The following is a 14,068-nucleotide window of genomic DNA, read 5'->3' on the forward strand; positions in this document are numbered from 1 at the left end:
CGCACACCGGCATGAGCCATGCCGGAGCGATCGGCGGGCCGCCCACCGGGTCTGTCCAGTAGACGGCTCTGTCTCACATTCAGCTACAGCACCGTCCGCGACTTCGCCCGTCCCCTCCGCGACGGCACCCGGCCACCTACAGCACGACCACCAGCCCCACGGACAGCAGCCCGCTGGAGCACCAGCCACCCCGACCACCTGACCGAGGACGACAAACAGCTGCTCAAGGTGCTCTTGACGCTCTGCCCGGAGCTGGCCGCCACCGCTGTCCATGTGCGTTCCTTCGCGACCCTGATGAACAATTGCGAAGGCGAGCGTCTGCCTGAGTGGATCAGAACCGTCCGGGACGACGAGCAGTGCGGCCTTCGCACCTTCGCCGCCGGACTCGAAAGCGACATCGACGCCGTCGTCTTCGGCATGAGCAACCCATGGAACTCGGGACCCGTGGAAGGCAGAGTGAACGACCTGAAAGCCCTCAAACGCGGCGTCTTCGGCCGAGCCGGCGTCCCTCTCCTCCGCAAGCGGCTCCTCCTCATTGCCGCCGACCGCAGATCACACCGCGTGACAACAGCAGCAGCCCGCTGATCCTCTTCACGGAAGGTGTGCCAGAGCCGGTGAATGGGGGGCCTTGACCCCTGATCTCAGATCCTCAAGATCCACATCTCAAGTGTCCAAGATCAGGGGTCAAGGCCCGGGCACGGATGGCGTTCCTCCTGGCACACCACGACGGCAACGCCGCCCAGGCAGCCCTCCTCTTGGACACCCGCGCCGGTGTGGTGCGCCGTCATGCCGGGGCCGGCCACTGCGGCGCCCAGCCCCGGCTGCGCCGGGCCCTGTACGGCCGTTGTCATGGATCTGGTGTGCCCGCGGTGTCTGGCCGACCCGGCGGAGGAGGAGGCGCGTGAGGCGGAGCGCGAGGCCCGGCGAGGTCCGCGCCGGTCTGGAGGAGTCGTTGCGGCTGACGGTGGCGGCGTTGATGCAGGCGACGGGGGACTCGCAGAGGTCGGTCGCGGAGGTACTGGGCATTACCCAGACGCAGGTCTCGCGCCGGCAGTCGGGTGCCACCTCGTGGAGCCTGCGCGATGCCGACGTCCTGGCCTCGCACTACGGCATCGGCGTACTGGACCTGCTGTCCGGGCCGACGAGGGCCTGCGAAGTGCTGCCCGAGGACCGGCGACGCGGCACCCGGCCGGTGCCGAAGGGTGCGGTCCGGTGAGTGACTTCGACGCGATCGACTCCCTCCTCGCCACCGTCGGGCCCCAAGCCGGACTCCCGGCGCCGGAGCAGCGGCGGGAGCTGCGGGAGCGGGCCCGCCTGTCGAAGGCGCAGGTGGCCCGGGCGCTCGGCGTGAGCCCGAGCACGGTCACGGGGTGGGAGAAGGACAGGGGCCCCTCCGGCGAGCTCCGCACCAAATACGCGTATCTCCTGGACGGCCTGGCCGCGAAGTTCGCCGCTGAGAGGGGGCCAAAGACCGCTCCGGCTCCCGGGCCGGAGGCGGTTCCCGCTGCCGGCCCCGCTGCTCCCTCAGCCGGAGCCCCGACGGCTGACGGCCCCTCGCCGGAGTCCACCGAACCGGCCGAGCCCGCGGGCCCGGATGGACCTGCGGAGGGCGGTGACGGCGACGAGGTGGAAGGCGTGCAGGGCCGGGGCAACGTGTTCGCCGAGCTGGGTCTGGCCTACATCGGCCCGGTCGACGGTCACGATGTCCAGGCCGCGGAGCATGCCCTGGCGCAGGCCCGCTGCCTGGGGCGGCCGGCGCTCATGCACGTAGTGACGGTCAAGGGCAAGGGGTATCCCCCGGCGGAGGCCGACGAGGCGGACTGCTTCCACGCTGTCGGCGTCATCGCCCCGGCCACCGGCAAGCCCCCCCCCCCCCGCGACCGCCGCCTACCGGCCGGCACCGGCCGCCCGGAGCTGGACCAGTGTCTTCTCCGAGGAGCTGCTCACCCTCGCCGGCGAACGTGAGGACCTTGTCGCCGTCACCGCGTCCATGCTCCGGCCGACCGGTCTGCACCCGATGGCAGTCCGGTTCCCCGACCGGGTCTTCGACGTGGGAATCGCCGAGCAGCACGCCGTCACCAGCGCGGCCGGCCTGGCGATGGGCGGCTGTCACCCGGTGGTCGCCGTCTACGCCACCTTCCTCAACCGCGCGTTCGACCAGGTGCTGATGGATGTGGCCCTGCATCAACTGCCGGTAACCTTCGTGCTGGACCGCGCCGGTATCACCGGCCCGGACGGCCCCTCGCACCACGGCATGTGGGACCTGAGCATCCTGGCCCCGGTCCCGGGCATGCGCGTGGCCGCCCCCCGGGACGCGGCGCGCCTGAGGGAACTGCTGCGTGAAGCCGTCGCCGTCAGCGATGGGCCGACCGCACTGCGGCTGCCCAAGGCCACCACCGGTGCGGACATCGAGGCACTGGTACGGATGGACGGTCTGGACATCCTTCACCGCAGCACCCGGCGCCCCCTCGACGTCCTGCTGGTCTGCGTCGGAGCCACCGCGCCCGCGACCCTCGAGGCCGCCCGCCGCCTGGAGGAAGCCGAAGGCATCGGCTCCACCGTGGTCGACCCCCGCTGGGCCATCCCCGTCAACTCCGCCCTCCTCCACCTGGCCGCCCGTCACCGTCTGGCCGTCACGATTGAGGACAACACGCGCACCGGCGGCTTCGGCACCCTCCTGGCCCATGCCTGTACCGACGCCGCCATCACCACCCCGGTCCACAACATCGGACTGCCCCGCGCATTCGTCCCTCAGGGAACGCGTACCGGTCTGCTCGCCCAGACCGGCCTCGGCCCGGCCGGCATCACCGAAACGGTCCTGCACGTCCGCGCCGCCCTCACCACGTACGGCCTCACCCCCTCGCAAGCCACCTCCAGGCACGCGGAGGCCTCGATGACCACTGACCTCGGCATGCCCGATCCACCCCCCACAACGCCGGAGCGCCGCCAAACCCGACAGATCCATGTCGGCGATGTCCCTGTCGGGGGTGGCGCTCCGGTCTCCGTCCAGACCATGACCACCACCCTCACCGCTGACGTCGACGCCACCTTGCAGCAGATCGCCGAGGTCACCGCCGCCGGCTGCGACATCGTACGCGTCGCCGTTCCCTCCCAGGACGACGCCGACGCCCTGCCGGCCATCGCGGCCCGCTCCCCGATCCCGGTGATCGCCGACATCCACATCCAGCCCCGCTACGTCTTCGCCGCCATCGACGCCGGCTGCGCCGCCGTCCGCGTCAACCCCGGGAACATCAAGAAGTTCGACGACAAGGTCGCCGAGATCGCGCAGGCGGCCTCGGCGGCTGGCGTGCCGATCCGGATCGGAGTCAACGCCGGCTCGCTCGACCCCCGCCTGCTCGCCCGGCACGGTGCGGCCACACCCCAGGCACTCGCGGAGTCGGCCCTGTGGGAATGCGCCCTGTTCGAGGAACACGGCTTTCGCGACATCAAGATCGCTGTCAAGCACCACGACCCCATGACCATGGTCGCCGCGAACCGGATCCTCGCCGAACAGTGCGACTACCCCCTGCATCTGGGCGTCACCGAAGCGGGCCCCGCCTTCCAGGGATCCGTCAAATCCGCCGTGGCCTTCGCCGTCCTCCTCGCCGACGGCATCGGGGACACCATCCGTGTCTCCCTCTCCGCACACCCGGTCGAACAGGTTAAAGCCGCCTTCGACGGCTTCCCCCACCCGTTGCGCGTCGCGGTCATGGGCTGTGTCGTCAACGGCCCCGGCGAGGCCCGCGAAGCCGACCTCGGCGTCTCCAGCGGCAACGGCAAAGGCCAGATCTTCGTCCACGGAAAAGTCGTCGCCACCGTCCCCGAGAACAAAATCGTCGACACCCCCCTCGAACACGCCCTGCGGCTCACCGAACCGGGCGACGAACAGCCGACGGAGGCACCAGTGCCATGACCGCATCCATGGGCTCCCTCACCGGCCTTGTCAAGTTGCTGGTGCGGCTGGCGGGTTGGGGCGTCCTGATGGTGTGTGGGTAGTTCCGCTCAGGCCCGCTGGCGAGCGGTCACCGCACCACGCCCCTCGCCCTCGTCCGAGCCGGCGCCCGCTTCGAGTACGGCCTCCTCGTCGAACGGGACAAGACCCTCGCAGCGTGATCCACCTCAACTGATCCACAGGTCTTGACAATTACTCGTATGCGTCCGGGACAAGTTGCAGCGTGCCGGATCAAAGAGCTGTCAGTCAGAGAACCTGCAGGCCAGTAGCTTCAGGACGTCATCCGCAAACAGTTGACGCATCACAGTTCAGAAGGCTCTGCAACCACCGACCCCAACTCATCTGCTGCCGGCCGTGACACGGTTGCCAGCAGGGCTCGGGGACTTGGCGGCCCCCCATCCCGCCGGCGCTCATTACTTCTTCAGTACACCGCGGGCAGTGGAGCGCAGGGCGTGTGCTGTGTCGATCGTGCTGGTACGCGCTCGGTGTGCGATTTCCCGCACGGGACCGAGCGAGCGTCGTCCGGGGCCGAGACGAAGCAGGTCCTGGTAGAGATCCAGGTGCCGCTCGGCTATCCGCGCCGGGTCAAAACGGGTCGAATTCTTCAAGGCTGCCTCGCCCATGCGCTGCCGCAGCTCGTCGTTCCCCACCAGTTCGAGCAGTGCGGCTGCGATGTCGCCGGGGTCACCAGGGCGGACAAGGCGTCCGTCGACCCGGTCCTTGATGATTTCGCGCGGTCCGGCGGGGCAATCCGTGGAGACGACGGGGAGACCGCAGCGCATCGCCTCGACGATGGTCATGCCGAATGACTCATGGTCGGAGGTGGAAGCGGCGATGGAACCCTTCGCCCACTCCGCTTCCATCGAATTGGTTCTGCCCATGAGCCGGACGCTGCGGCTCAGCCCGAGTTCACCGATCAGGGCGGACAGGTTGTCCTTCTCGTTGCCGGTGGCGTCGCCACCGCCGAAAATTCGCAACCGCCAGTCCGGGTGGACGGCGACAACCTCGGAGAAAGCCCGGATGAGCAGGTCGTATCGCTTCACCGGATTGAGCCGGCCTGCCGCCACGACCACCTTGCCGGCGCCGTCGGACGGTTCGGCGCGGGCGGCGGGGACACTGTTCGGTACAGCCTCCACCCTCACCCCCGGCAGGCCGAGCTGCCGGTAGGCGCGCGCGTCGGCCTCGGTGACGGTGGTGAGGGCGTCCAGCAGCTGATAGCGGTGGCGTATCTCGTGCCGTACACGAAAGCCATGGCCCGAGAGGGTCAGGTGCTCCTGCCCCACTCTGATGGCCGCCCCGCGCGCTTGGCGGGCGATGTGGACGTTCAGTCCCGGCCTGGTCCCGACGATCACCTGGGCGTCCAGCCTCGACAGGTATTGGCCGATACGTTCGTCCGTGAGGCTGCTGTACTGCTTGTGCCGCCCGTCGGCGCGGGGGAAGACCCTGGCGGGCTGTGCGTGGCGGGGATCGTCACCGTCGTAGTCGGCGGAGGCTGTGCGCATGTCGACCAGAGGAGTCAGGCGCACCTTGGGGGGTGCGCCCATGACCGGCACGTCGCGGTGGCGGAGCACTGAGATGATCTCCACTTCGTTGTGCTCTGCCAGTGCTGCGGCCAGGTTGAACGTCGACCTGATCGTGCCGCCGATGCCATAGGCGTTGTGGAGCAGGAAGGAAATGTGCATGGGGCGGCACGCCTTTCGGTAGTGCAAAGGGTCTTCGATGAAGGGCGTCGAAACGCGTGTGCCTCGCTCAGCTTCGACGTCCCGGCACAAGGTGCTCCCCCGATGTGGGTGGGACACGGGGTATCGATCCGCACCCGGCAGAGGTGGCGCGGACAGAGCGAGGGGCAGGCCGCGCCCCTGCCTGAAGACGTTGATCACCTTGACTCGTCGGCCGGACCGCCAGTACGTCTCGCTCGCTGCCGTCAGGTGCCGCGACGTCGCGGGGGTGGACCAAGGTCGGCGCGGATGGTGAGGCGGCTGCGGCGTTCGCATGAGGTCGCGCCGGCAGCGAGGAGCCGGCGGGCCTTCACGGGGCAGTCCCTTTCTCGGATGGCAGGGGCACGGTCACGGACAGGAGGCCGAAGCACGGGCGCGCCGTTCGACAACGGCCGGTGACGTCGCGGGGCGGCCCCCACTATGCACAGGTCATCCTTAACCGTTCCTGAAGCCCGCTGTGTGAGCTGCGGGGCGGCGCCGCTGCGGTGCCATGCTGGCGTGGTGGACATTTTGGTGGTGGAGGACGACTCGGTGATCGCGGCCGCTGTGCGGGACGGCCTGGAGGCCGAGGGGTACACCGTCACTCACACGGCGGACGGCCTGTCCGCCGTGGAGCTCGGTGGCACGGGCGGGTTCGCGGCCATCGTCCTGGACGTCATGCTGCCGTCGCTGAACGGTTTCGCCGTATGCGCACGGCTCAGAGCCCTGGGCATCGGCACCCCGGTGCTGATGCTGACGGCCAGGGACGAGGAACTCGACGAGGCCCATGGGCTGGACACCGGCGCGGACGACTATCTGACGAAGCCGTTCTCCCTGGTCGTCCTCACAGCACACCTGCGAGCACTGATCCGCCGCAGTACCCGCACGGCCGCGGGCTCAGACCAGCAGGACGTGCTGCGCGCCGGTGATCTGTGGCTGGATGTGCAAGGGCGAACCTGCGGGCGTGGCGATGAGCGCATCGACCTCACCGGCCAGGAGTTCGCGGTGCTGGAAGTCCTGATGCGCGAGCCGGGCCGGGCGCTGTCGAAGGAGACCATCCTCGGCGAGGCCTGGGACATCGCCTACCGGGGCGGGACGGGCATCGTCGAGGTGTACATCAGCCTCCTGCGCCGAAAGATCGACCACCCGTACGGCACCCGGAGCATCGTGACCGTCCGGGGACACGGCTACCGCCTGGACGCCTCGCATGCCTGACCCCGTTCTCCGGACCCCCGCCCGGACGTTCCTGTGGTGGGCGCGGCTGTCCACCCGGGCCCGTACCGCTCTCGCCGCGGGCGCCGCCGCCCTGATCCTCGCCGGCGCCGGGGCGTGGTGGCTGCACCACGACATCTACGCCACGCAGATGACGGCTTCCCGCGGGCGCGCGTGGACACAGGCCCGCGCGGTCGCGGCGGAGTTCACCCGCATCCAGGCCAGGGACCGGGAAACCACCAGCGACATCATCGACCTGTGGCCGGTGGCAATCATCGGCCCGAACGGTCCGTTCGCGTCCTGGCTGCCCGAGGCGTTCCCCGACGCGGCCAGAGCGCTCCCGCCCGCGCCGGCGTCGGCGCAACCCGGTTGGGGGACCTTCGTGCCGGTCCACTTCGGCACGCCGGCCCCTTCCTGCCGGCAGAACCCCTCTCACACCACTTCCGGACAGCCCGTCATCGACTGTCTCTCCAAAGCCTCGGCCCTCGCCGGGAAGACCCTGGACATGGCCGCCACCGTCATCGAAATCCGTACCCCCCGCGCCCCCAGCCCTTCGGCCGCCCCCGCCGGCCGCTACACCGTCTACGTTGCCGTCACCCGGACCGAGGCGGCCCAAGCGGCCGACGCGCTCATCCCCGCCCTGGCCGGCGCGGTGCCACTGGCCGCGCTGATCGTCGCCCTCAGCGCTTGGGTGGCAACCACCCGTGCCCTGCGCCCCATCGAAGCCATCCGAACCCGCCTGGCCACCGTCGACCAGCCAGGCGCGGGAACCCGCGTCCCCGTCCCCGCGGCCGAGGACGAGATCACCCGCCTGGCCCGCACCACCAACGACACCCTCGACCTCCTCGATGCCCACGCCCACCGCCAACGCCGTTTCATCGCGGATGCCGCCCACGAACTACGCAGCCCCGTCACCGGCCTACGTGCCACCCTCGAAGTCGCCCTCACCCACCCCCGACGGTCCAGCGCCCTCACCAACTCCCTTCAGGCCGCGAACAGGCTCCAGCACCTTGTCGAGGACCTCCTCACCCTCGCCCGCCTCGACAACACCCCCACACCACCGAGGACCACGACACGGGTGAACCTGACCGGCCTCGTCCAAGAACTCTTCCTGGAAATTCCCCACACCCAACCCGAAGCCACCGCACACCTCACCCTCCACGCTCCTGACGACCCCCTCGACGTCCCGGGCGACCGCGACCAACTACGCCGCCTGCTGCGCAACCTCCTCGACAACGCGGCCCGCCACGCCAGCACCCAGGTCACGGTCACCCTCGACCCCCGGCCCGGATGGGTGGAATGCACCGTCCACAACGACGGCGACCCCATCCCCGAAGCGGACCGTGAACGCATCTTCGAGCGCTTCACCCGCCTCGACGAAGCACGTACCCGCGACACCGGAGGCAGCGGCCTCGGCCTCGCCATCGCCCGGGACATCGCTCACCACCACCAAGGAACCCTCACCGCCACACCAACCAGCCAAAACGCGGCCTTCCTCCTCCGACTCCCCAGCTGTGCCGGTCTCTCGAATCTCCTGACCTGAGCGTGGACGATCCGGGACGCATCAAGCATCTGAGGTGTCCCCTGGGGTGACTCCGCTGCCCATTTCACGGCGGGTCTGGTGGGATCTTCGCCTTGGTGGGACGGTGAGGGCGGGCTGACGTTCGCGAGGGCCCGATGGGGTGGTCCGTGATGTCGTTGTGGCCCAGGTACGGTTTTGAGGTTCCGGTGGTGACGGAGCGGGTCGCGCGGGCGGCGTTTCCGAAAGGCTCGCTGGCGATCCGGATCCGTGATGCGCTGGGCGAGCTTTTCGCCGATGAACAGTTCGCTGATCTGTTCGCGGTGCGGGGGCACCCCTCGACCCGGCCCGGTTGGCCATGGTCTCGGTACTTCAGTTCGCCGAGGGGCTGACGGACCGCCAGGCCGCGGACGCGGTCCGCGGGCGTGTGGACTGGAAGTTCATGCTGGGCCTGGCCTTGGAGGACCCGGGGTCCGACGCCTCGGTGCTCAGCGAGTTCCGCACCCGCCTGACCGGCGACGGCCAGGCCGACAGGCTGCTGGCCCTGATGCTCCAGCACCTGTGCGAGCACCGGCTGCTGGACCGCGGCGGGCGGCAGCGTACCGACGCCACCCACGTCCACGCCGCGATCCGCCTGCTCAACCGTCTGGAACTGGCGATGGAGACGCTGCGGGCGGCCCTGGAGGTGCTGGCGGTCGCTGACCCGGTCTGGCTGTTGGAACACACCCCTCTTGCCTGGTGGGAGCGCTACGCCCAGCTCGCGGACGACTTCCGCCTGCCGCAGTCCGAGGCCGGCCGCACTGTGCTGGCCGTAACCGTGGGCGCGGACGGCTACCGGCTCCTGGACGCAGTCCACCACTCCGCCGCCCCCGTCTGGCTGCGGGACCTTCCCGCCCTGCGGGTCCTGCGCCAGGTCTGGGTCCAGCAGTACCACCGTGACCAGGGCGGACACCACTGGCGGGGGAAGGACGACCTGCCACCCGGCGGGACCGCGATCGGCAGCCCCTACGACACCGACGCCCGGTACGGCATCAAACGCGGCATGGGCTGGCGCGGCTACAAAGGCCATTTCACCGAGGTCTGCGAACCCGACCGGCCGCATGTCATCGTGCACGTCGCCACCAGCACGGCCACCTTGAGCAACGTGGAGACCGTCACCACCCGCCACCACAACCTGGCCGCAGCCGACCTCCTGCCCGAACAGGAACTCGTGGACGCCGCCTACGTCAGCGTCGACCACATCCTGGACGCCGCCACCGACCACGGCATCACTCACGACACCGTGAATAGACCAGCAGAGTCTCCACCGGGGTCACCTCAGACAGAACCTCACCCCCGCAGCGTAAACACCTGCTGTCCAGCTCACAGGGGGAACTTCACATTGAGAGCACGACCTTCCATATACATCCGCGGGCTTGGGTATACCCAAGCCCGGGAGCAGAGTTGCCCGGCCGCTTGCGCCTTGGGAAGGGGAACGTGTGACAAAACCAAGCAAGACGGCGGCAGATGGATACCGGCCAGACGCCGGGCTGTACGACATCTTTGCGGCGTCGGAGGGCACCCACGCTCTCCCCGACGCTGCAAGCTTCGCCCGCTTGGCTGTCCCTGGTGCGCGTGTCCTGGATGTCGGTGCGGGAACAGGCCGGGTATCGCTCAGGGCAGCCGCCGCTGGCGCTCAGGTATGGTGTGCGGAGCCGTCACCTGCCATGCGGGCTGTGCTGCTCGCCAAGCTGGCCGCGCTTCCGGATATGTGGTCGCGGGTGACCGTCTTGCCTGTCAAGGCACCGAACTTTGAACTCGGATGCAGGTTCGATTATGCGTGTCTGGCAGGAGTGATGCAGTTCATTGCACCTCATGAGCGCCTCAAGCTGTTTACGCACGTCGCACGCCACCTGCCAGCGGGTGGCCTCCTCGCTCTGGACATGCTGGAAAAGACACCCGCTTCCTTTGAGACATCATGGACCGAAAGAGACCTGCACCACATCGCCCTAGGAGAGGTGGTTTACGCGATGAGCGCATGGCGGGAAATGCTCTCACCGTTCAAAAGCCGAACTCATTACCGTCTCAGCACCCGGCATGGCGTGACGACCACCGAGGAACTCTTCATCCGCGACCGTTACTTTCACCCCTACGCCCACGCTCTCAGCGACCTGCAGCATGCCGGCTTCCATCCTGATCCTCAAGCACAAGGCGCTTCAGCAGCCTCTGGTCCCACTGCAGTCTTCCTGTTTCGGCGCGCTTCCAGCGAATCCTAGCCTCGATGTTTCGTGACGGGTCGTCGGTTCTTCGGCGGCCCGTTTCTGTTTGTCGGGTCGCTTGGGGGCATGGTGGGAGCGCGGCTGTCGCGTCGGGTGGGCGCCGGGTTCCACGGTTCCGGGAGGTTGATCAGGTCGTCGGGGCGGGTAGAGCGGCTGGTGGGCGTCGTCAAGTTACCTGTGTGGCGGGTGGGTTGGGGCATAGCGGAGTCGGTTCGGGGTGGTTCGGGTTACGTGGTGAGGGCCATGGGGCCGGCTCCGGTGATGGTGTTCCAGGTGGCGAAGCGTTCGGTCATTTCGTATCGGTATTCGGCGGCGGTCATCAGAATGCGGTACGTGATCTTCTGTCCGGCTTGTGATCACTCGATGGGGTGACGGTGGGGCATCATTGCCGGTCAGGCGTTCGGGATTCGCTTGGGTGACTGGATGAGTGATCGCAAGCCGTACTCGAGTGATGTCTCCGACGAGCAGTGGGTCCTGGTCGAGCCCGTGATCACGGCGTGGAAGGCCGCGCATCCGTCGGTCAGCGGCCACCAGGGCAGATATGCGATGCGGGAGATCGTGAACGCGATCCTGTACCAGAACCGCAGCGGCTACCAGTGGGAGGACCTGCTGCCCCATGACCTGCCGCCCGCCGGTGCGGTGAAGTACTACTTCTACAAGTGGCGCGACGACGGCACCGATCAGACCATCCACGATCTGATGCGGTGGCAACTGCGGGAGAAGAAGCGGCGATTAGCCGATCCGAGCCTCATCGTCATGGACACCCAGAGCATCCGTGCCTCCGTCGGCGTCCCGGCTGCCACGACCGGCAAAGACGCGGCGAAACGGGTGCCAGGGCGGAAGAGATGCCTGGCCGTGGACGTTTTGGGCCTCGTCGTCGAGGCCGTCGTCCTGCCGGCGTCCGCGCACGACAACGCCACCGGCATCTCGCTGCTGGACGGCGTGGCCGCCCAGATGGACACCGTGAAGAAGGCCCTGGCCGACCAGGGGTTCAAGAAGGCCGTCGTCGACCACGGCAAGAACTACGGCATCGACGTCGAGATCGTTGAGCGCAACCCGGCCGACAAGGGCTTCGTCCCGCAGGCCAAGCGGTGGATCGTGGAGCAGACGAACGGGATCCTGATGTTCTACCGCCGCCTGGTCCGCGGCTACGAGCACCGGCCCGCCACCTCGCGCTCTCGCGTCTTCTGGGCGATGACCTCCGTCATGGCCCGCCGGCTCACCGGCGCCACCCTGTCCTCCTGGAGGGCCGCATGAGCGACAACCCGCAGATCAGAGACGTCCTCGCCTACGTCGAGGCCCGCGAGAACGAACTCGGCGAGCAGGCCGGGCAGCTCCGCGCGTCCATCGAGGACCTCACCGCCCGCCTCGGCGAACTCGACGCGGAGACCGAGAACCTGCGCATCACCCGCAAGACCCTCCTGAACATCCCGGCACCGAAGCCCGCCGACGATCCGCCGCGGCCCGAGGCGCCGGACCACCCCGCTTACCAGCAGATCCTCGCGGCCTTCACCGACACCGGCCGCCCGATGCGGGCCCGCGACATCTACCAGGTCCTCGACCTGCCGATCCTCCCGAAGCACACCGAAGGCATCCGGTCCAAGCTGAAGCGCCTGGTCACCCGCGGCATTCTCACCGAACCCGAACCCGGCCTGTTCACTCAGCCCCGCACCTGAGTACCACTCCGCCCCGCCGACCAGGACTCCTCTCCCAACCCCAAGCGCAAAACGGACATCAGGTCACGTACCGCACTCTGAAAGCCGTGCTGGACGCCGTTGAAGTGCACCTCGCCCGCCATGAGGTCACCGCCGAAGACGTCATTGACGATCAAAGCCGTGATGTCGCAGTGCCCCCAGGCCGGGTTCTCTGGCTGCCAGCCGGAGCGAGCCAGGTCGTCAGGCGAGCAGGTGTCAGCAGCCCAGCTGGCGCGCAAGGCTCTGTCAAGATCGAGCAGGTTCCAAGGGATCGTGCCGTCAGCATCGCAGTCACCACTGACACCGACGCTGACGCGGAGACCGAGGGCCAGCGTCCCCCATCCGAGGGACGACAAGTAGTACCGGACGGGGAGATCAACTGTCCGCCCGAAGGGACTGAAAGGCTCTGCGTCGCTTTCCGTGAATCGTGATCATGCGCTGAGGAGGATGCGGCGGCGGAGGAAGTCGAAGTTGGCGCGGCCGTAGCCCTGTCTCTTGATCATTTTGATGCGTGTGTTACGGCGCCCTCCACGGCTCCCGAGTTCCAGGGCACGGTGAGGCCAGCGAGGACGGCGTCGCGGTCTTTGCGCAGGCCGTTGGCGAAGCTGTGGAGTTCGGTGACGCTGCTGGCCTCGACTTCTGCAAGCCACGGGTCGAGCCTCTCGCCGGTCCGGGTCCGGAGCATGGTGATGAACTTGCGTGCCAGGACCCGGAGCTGGTCGATATGCGAGCATCGGACGCAGATCGCCTTGAGGTGCTGGCGGGCGGATTCGCTGACGTTCTCGGGGAGGCCGACGATCCAGCGCACGACCTCGCGGATGCCGGGGGCGGCCTTCGGCACGGGATGCGGTTCGATCTTGCCTTCCAGGGTGTTGAGGAAGCGCCGAACGGTGCGGCGGTCGCCGGTGAAGCCCCGGGCCCGGAGTTCCTTGCGGAGGACGACGGCGTTGTTGCAGCCTTCGGCCCAGCGTCGGGCCAGGTAGTCGTGGTGGGGCTGGAGTTTGCTGCGGCAACTGGCGGAGGGCGGCCCGATCGGCGTAGACGTGGCCCTTGCGGGTGGCGAACTCGTCGACGCCGAGCACCTTCACGTCCGGGACCTCCGGCAGCGGAAGCCCGCGCACCAGGCGGAGCAACGGGGTGGCTCTGACCGCGGCTGCCAGGTGCCCGGTCAGCCGGGCGCCAGCACGTCCTCCGAGGGCCAGCGCGACCTGCTGCAGCAGGTCGCGCAGCGGCACACTGCGGCGTCCGTGCCGGACCGTCAGCCCGTCGATCTGCTCGGCGAACGTACGGCGCCCGCACTCGTCGTTGTCGCAGAAGTACCGGTGGACGCGCAGGTCGATGCCTACTTCCTGCCCGCCGACCGCGCGGTCGGCGAGGCGCCGGGTGTATCCGCTGTGCCGCCGGCGCGAGACGGTCCCGCACCCCGGGCACCGGGCTTCCACCGCCCGGCTCCGGGCCCGTATCCGCACGGACCGGCCACTGCGGAACACCAACTCGACCACCACCGAGCCGAGATGCGGGAACAGGACACTCATCAGGCCAGACGCAAGATCCCCCACGAGACCGAGCTACCAGGGCTCGATCCACCACCACAAGTTCACGGAAAGCGACGCAGAGCCACGCGGTCATGTCCGTGGACAGGGCCAGGACTGGTCCAGGGCCGGCGAGATGCGGGGCACGTGTCCGAGAGCTCGGAGTGCACGCCCGCAGACCGCCGACTGTCGGGCTTTGGCGAA

12 protein-coding genes and 4 pseudogenes are annotated in these 14,068 nt (G+C 68.7%); 11 read left to right on the forward strand and 5 right to left on the reverse strand.

Translation table 11 applies throughout. From position 1 onward, the window contains the following. The first annotated feature begins 234 nt into the window (after positions 1–234). Positions 235–585, forward strand: coding sequence for a hypothetical protein (locus J7E86_RS31865; RefSeq protein WP_251019067.1), 351 nt, complete (start codon positions 235–237; stop codon positions 583–585). 92 nt (positions 586–677) lie between these two features. Here the strand turns inward: J7E86_RS31865 and J7E86_RS12990 are convergent, their stop codons facing one another. Next, the gene (locus J7E86_RS12990; protein ID WP_215081779.1) at positions 678–851 is read right to left on the reverse strand and encodes a hypothetical protein; all 174 of its coding nucleotides are present in this window, start codon (positions 849–851) and stop codon (positions 678–680) included. A gap of 125 nt (positions 852–976) precedes the next feature. Here J7E86_RS12990 and J7E86_RS12995 point away from each other — a divergent pair, with 125 nt between their 5' ends. The 4 genes and pseudogenes from J7E86_RS12995 to ispG all read left to right on the forward strand — a co-directional run bounded on the left by J7E86_RS12995 (position 977) and on the right by ispG (position 3,913). Next, positions 977–1,216: a helix-turn-helix transcriptional regulator gene (locus J7E86_RS12995; RefSeq protein WP_215081823.1), complete on the forward strand. Its 240-nt coding sequence runs from the start codon at positions 977–979 to the stop codon at positions 1,214–1,216. Next, the gene (locus J7E86_RS32025; protein ID WP_215081780.1) at positions 1,213–1,965 is read left to right on the forward strand and encodes a helix-turn-helix transcriptional regulator; all 753 of its coding nucleotides are present in this window, start codon (positions 1,213–1,215) and stop codon (positions 1,963–1,965) included. The genes J7E86_RS12995 and J7E86_RS32025 overlap by 4 nt, the downstream gene beginning before the upstream one ends. Then, positions 1,940–2,746, forward strand: a pseudogene (locus J7E86_RS31010) (transketolase C-terminal domain-containing protein); the annotation flags it as partial. The gene J7E86_RS32025 and the pseudogene J7E86_RS31010, both read left to right, overlap by 26 nt. A gap of 147 nt (positions 2,747–2,893) precedes the next feature. After that, entirely contained in the window at positions 2,894–3,913 is a 1,020-nt protein-coding gene (ispG, locus tag J7E86_RS31015; protein ID WP_251019075.1) for a flavodoxin-dependent (E)-4-hydroxy-3-methylbut-2-enyl-diphosphate synthase, read from the forward strand. 452 nt (positions 3,914–4,365) lie between these two features. Here ispG and J7E86_RS13010 read toward each other — a convergent pair whose 3' ends face one another. After that, a complete protein-coding gene (locus J7E86_RS13010) occupies positions 4,366–5,634 on the reverse strand; it encodes a glycosyltransferase family 4 protein (protein WP_215081782.1) in 1,269 nt (422 codons plus the stop codon). Between the two features lie 537 nt (positions 5,635–6,171). Between J7E86_RS13010 and J7E86_RS13015 the strand changes: the two genes are divergently transcribed. The 6 genes and pseudogenes from J7E86_RS13015 (at position 6,172) to J7E86_RS13040 (ending at position 12,314) form a co-directional block, all read left to right on the forward strand. Next, positions 6,172–6,864, forward strand: a complete 693-nt coding sequence (locus tag J7E86_RS13015; protein ID WP_215081825.1) for a response regulator transcription factor — start codon at positions 6,172–6,174, stop codon at positions 6,862–6,864. Then, entirely contained in the window at positions 6,857–8,404 is a 1,548-nt protein-coding gene (locus J7E86_RS13020) for a cell wall metabolism sensor histidine kinase WalK (protein WP_215081783.1), read from the forward strand. The genes J7E86_RS13015 and J7E86_RS13020 overlap by 8 nt, the downstream gene beginning before the upstream one ends. 322 nt (positions 8,405–8,726) lie before the next feature. Continuing rightward, positions 8,727–8,909 (forward strand): annotated as a pseudogene (locus J7E86_RS31020) (transposase); the annotation flags it as partial. A 949-nt stretch (positions 8,910–9,858) separates the two neighbouring features. Next, positions 9,859–10,635: a methyltransferase domain-containing protein gene (locus J7E86_RS13030; protein WP_308312576.1), complete on the forward strand. Its 777-nt coding sequence runs from the start codon at positions 9,859–9,861 to the stop codon at positions 10,633–10,635. 426 nt (positions 10,636–11,061) lie between these two features. After that, on the forward strand, positions 11,062–11,895 hold the full coding sequence (locus J7E86_RS13035) for an IS5 family transposase (protein WP_215081785.1): 834 nt from the start codon (positions 11,062–11,064) through the stop codon (positions 11,893–11,895). Beyond that, the gene (locus tag J7E86_RS13040) at positions 11,892–12,314 is read left to right on the forward strand and encodes a hypothetical protein (protein WP_215081787.1); all 423 of its coding nucleotides are present in this window, start codon (positions 11,892–11,894) and stop codon (positions 12,312–12,314) included. The genes J7E86_RS13035 and J7E86_RS13040 overlap by 4 nt, the downstream gene beginning before the upstream one ends. Positions 12,315–12,387: 73 nt before the next feature. Here J7E86_RS13040 and J7E86_RS13045 read toward each other — a convergent pair. The 3 genes and pseudogenes from J7E86_RS13045 to J7E86_RS32030 form a co-directional block, all read right to left on the reverse strand. Next, positions 12,388–12,604: pseudogene (locus tag J7E86_RS13045) on the reverse strand (hypothetical protein); the annotation flags it as partial. A 227-nt stretch (positions 12,605–12,831) separates the two neighbouring features. Then, complete coding sequence (locus tag J7E86_RS31025) at positions 12,832–13,173, reverse strand: transposase (protein WP_251019069.1); 342 nt, start codon at positions 13,171–13,173, stop codon at positions 12,832–12,834. A 475-nt stretch (positions 13,174–13,648) separates the two neighbouring features. Continuing rightward, a pseudogene (locus J7E86_RS32030) lies at positions 13,649–13,867 on the reverse strand (transposase family protein); the annotation flags it as partial. Positions 13,868–14,068: the final 201 nt, after the last annotated feature.

It is taken from the genome of Streptomyces sp. ISL-11, assembly GCF_018614525.1.
GTDB lineage: Bacteria > Actinomycetota > Actinomycetes > Streptomycetales > Streptomycetaceae > Streptomyces.

Excerpts from the sequence above, each read along its gene's own strand:
- ispG (WP_251019075.1), top strand. The coding sequence starts at position 2,894 with ATGACCACTGACCTCGGCATGCCCGATCCACCCCCCACAACGCCGGAG.
- J7E86_RS12990 (WP_215081779.1), bottom strand. The coding sequence starts at position 851 with ATGACAACGGCCGTACAGGGCCCGGCGCAGCCGGGGCTGGGCGCCGCA.
- J7E86_RS13035 (WP_215081785.1), top strand. The coding sequence starts at position 11,062 with ATGAGTGATCGCAAGCCGTACTCGAGTGATGTCTCCGACGAGCAGTGG.
- J7E86_RS13010 (WP_215081782.1), bottom strand. The coding sequence starts at position 5,634 with ATGCACATTTCCTTCCTGCTCCACAACGCCTATGGCATCGGCGGCACG.
- J7E86_RS12995 (WP_215081823.1), top strand. The coding sequence starts at position 977 with ATGCAGGCGACGGGGGACTCGCAGAGGTCGGTCGCGGAGGTACTGGGC.
- J7E86_RS13040 (WP_215081787.1), top strand. The coding sequence starts at position 11,892 with ATGAGCGACAACCCGCAGATCAGAGACGTCCTCGCCTACGTCGAGGCC.
- J7E86_RS13020 (WP_215081783.1), top strand. The coding sequence starts at position 6,857 with ATGCCTGACCCCGTTCTCCGGACCCCCGCCCGGACGTTCCTGTGGTGG.